Annotated in this window: 2 protein-coding genes and 1 pseudogene; 1 reads left to right on the forward strand and 2 read right to left on the reverse strand. The window is 69.7% G+C overall.

Annotated features, from left to right (window positions below):
- Window positions 1-23 precede the first annotated feature (23 nt).
- Window positions 24-878: an acylglycerol kinase family protein gene (locus WH07_RS33530; RefSeq protein WP_046508540.1), complete on the reverse strand. Its 855-nt coding sequence runs from the start codon at window positions 876-878 to the stop codon at window positions 24-26.
- A 291-nt stretch (window positions 879-1,169) separates the two neighbouring features.
- Here WH07_RS33530 and WH07_RS33535 point away from each other — a divergent pair, with 291 nt between their 5' ends.
- The gene (locus WH07_RS33535; RefSeq protein ID WP_046508536.1) at window positions 1,170-2,453 is read left to right on the forward strand and encodes an adenylosuccinate synthase; all 1,284 of its coding nucleotides are present in this window, start codon (window positions 1,170-1,172) and stop codon (window positions 2,451-2,453) included.
- 132 nt (window positions 2,454-2,585) lie between these two features.
- Here the strand turns inward: WH07_RS33535 and WH07_RS33540 are convergent.
- Window positions 2,586-3,068: pseudogene (locus tag WH07_RS33540) on the reverse strand (serine/threonine-protein kinase); the annotation flags it as partial.

Consider the following 3,068-nt stretch of genomic DNA (forward strand, 5'->3'; position numbering starts at 1 on the left):
GGCGTACGGCACCGGCGCCCGGCCTAAAGCCGCGCCGGTGCCGTACCGCTCGGCAGTGTCAGTTCCCACGCGTCCGGCCGCAGCGTCCAGGTCCGTGTCCGTACCGGCCCCGCCACCCGGGCGTCCGCCCGGTAGCGGAAGTCCGCCCCCGACACCGTCACCGACAGCGCTTTCGCCCGCACCGGCTCCGGCGACCCGCACGTACGGATCACGACCTCCGCGCGCCCTCCGCACGACCGCACCGTCACGCCCTCGACCGGCTCGTCCAGATCGTTCAGCACGACCCCGTCCGCCTCCACCCGCAGCCGGTGCGAATGCGCCGCGAGCGCCTGCGGAACAGGCCGTACGAGCGTCCGTACCAGCGAACGGCACGCGTGCCACACCGACGCGGCTGCCGGCGCCGCCCCCGTCCCGGGCGCGGGCAGCGCGGGCAGCGCCGGGATCCGCAGATCCCCCAGCACCACCCCGTCGCTGTCGTCCACCAGCAGATCGAGCCGGCGCACCACCCCGTCCAGCACGGCGCGCGCCGCCGCCACCGCGCCCGTCGGAACGCCGAGCGACCGCGCGAGATCCACAGCGGCCCCGACCGGCACCACCGACAGCGCCCCGGAGGCAAGCTCCCGCTCGCGGTGCAGCAGCGCGACCGTACGCAGCAGCGCCCGGTCGTCGCCCACCACCACCGGCCGTCTGTTCCCGCGTCTGGCCAGAGCCCGCGCGAACTCCTCCGGGCCGTCGGGGAAGCAGATCTTCACCGCGGCGCCCGCGCTGAGCACGTCCTTCGCGATCCGCACCGATTCGCCGTCGGCTCTGCCGGCGACCGGGTCGATGACCACCAGAAGCTGCTGCGCGCCGTTCTCGGCGGGCTCTGGAGCCAACAGCTCGGTCCTTCCTCGGGTAGCATCTTTGTGCAAGAGCCCCTTGCGCTATTGCGCCAGGGGCTTCGTCTATTCCGGGGCACCGGTTCGACGGTCAGGGCTGACTCGTACGGTCGTACAAGCTCGTACAGTCATACAAGCGGTACGGCAGTGCAAGCAGTCGTACAGCGGTACAGCGGTTTCTGTGGCTACAGCGTGGTGCGATGTCGTACGGCGTACATGAGCACGAGCCGCATGGACGGCGTGCGCGGCCCCCGACCTTGGACATGCCCCGCCCGGAAGGGGTGTACGCCTGTGCCCGCACTTGTGCTGCTCGGTGCTCAGTGGGGTGACGAAGGCAAGGGAAAGGCCACCGATCTGCTCGGTGGATCCGTGGACTATGTCGTGCGCTATCAGGGCGGCAACAACGCCGGTCACACGGTCGTCGTGGGCGACCAGAAGTACGCACTGCATCTCCTCCCTTCCGGAATCCTCTCCCCGGGATGCGTCCCGGTGATCGGTAACGGAGTGGTGGTCGACCCGGCCGTCCTGCTCTCCGAGCTGAGCGGGCTCAACGAGCGTGGTGTCGATACGTCCAAGCTCCTGATCAGCGGTAACGCTCATCTCATCACCTCGTACCACACCACCATCGACAAGGTGACGGAACGGTTCCTCGGTTCGCGGAAGATCGGTACGACGGGCCGGGGCATCGGCCCCACCTACGCCGACAAGATCAACCGCGTCGGTATCCGGGTCCAGGACCTGTACGACGAGTCGATCCTGACCCAGAAGGTGGACGCGGCTCTCGACTTCAAGAACCAGATCCTCGCCAAGCTCTACAACCGTCGCGCCATCGAATCCGGCAAGATCGTCGAGGAACTGCTGACCTACGCCGACCAGCTCAAGCCCTACGTCTCCGACACTACCCTGGTGCTCAACAACGCCATCGACGAGGGCAAGGTCGTCCTCTTCGAGGGCGGCCAGGGGACGCTCCTCGACGTGGACCACGGCACGTACCCCTTCGTCACCTCGTCCAACCCGACCGCGGGCGGCGCCTGCACGGGCACGGGCGTGGGGCCGACCAGGATCAGCCGGGTCATCGGCATCCTCAAGGCCTACACGACCCGGGTCGGCGCCGGTCCTTTCCCGACCGAGCTGTTCGACGACGACGGCGAGGCGCTGCGCCGGATCGGCGGCGAGCGCGGTGTCACGACGGGACGCGACCGGCGCTGCGGCTGGTTCGACGCGGTGATCGCACGGTACGCGACCCGGGTCAACGGTCTGACCGACTTCTTCCTCACCAAGCTGGACGTCCTGACCGGCTGGGAGCGGATCCCGGTCTGTGTGGCGTACGAGATCGACGGCCGGCGCGTCGAGGAACTGCCGTACAGCCAGACGGACTTCCACCACGCGAAGCCGGTGTACGAATACCTGCCGGGGTGGTCGGAGGACATCACGACGGCGAAGTCCTTCTCCGACCTGCCGAAGAACGCGCAGGGCTATGTGAAGGCGCTGGAGGAGATGTCGGGGGCGCCGGTGTCGGCGATCGGGGTGGGTCCGGGTCGTACGGAGACGATCCAGATCAACTCGTTCCTGTAGGGCTCGCCCGCTCCTGTAGTTCCTGCGTGTAGTTCCTGCGTGTAGTTCCTGCGTGTAGTTCCTGTAGGGGCGCGCGAGGCGGGCGGGGGCGGGTTCGCGGACCGGGCGGTCCCGGTCCGCGAACCGGGCCGGTCAGCCGCTCTCGTTGGTCCTCGCGTACGTGAGGGACTCCCCGCCCTTCGACTCCCGGTGGAGGCTGCCGTCCGGCCTTATGGTCAGCTCGGTCGGCTTCCCCGGGGTGCAGGACGACATCGGCTCCCCCTCGGTGACCTTGGAGGGGCCGATACGGAGCGGGGCGCCGGGTTCCGGGGCGGAGGCGAGCGGCGCCTCGAAGACACAGTGGTACTTCCCGCCGTCCTGCCCCGGGCCGTCCGCGGTGAGGGAGAGCACCGTCCCGCCGACCTCGCCCTGCCGGATGACCAGCAGCCGGGTGCTGTACCCGGCTGCCGTCTCCAGCCCGCCGGACCAGGTCCCGAGGTACTTCTCGGGTACGACGCCTGCGGCCGCGGTGCCGGTGTCGGTGGGTGACGCGGACGGGCCGGCCCCGGGCGTGCTGTCGGCGGGGGCCTTGGGGGCGGCCCGTACACACATCACCCACCGACACCGACACCGAGG

The sequence above is a fragment of the Streptomyces odonnellii genome, from assembly GCF_000981895.1.
Classification (GTDB): Bacteria; Actinomycetota; Actinomycetes; order Streptomycetales; family Streptomycetaceae; genus Streptomyces; species Streptomyces odonnellii.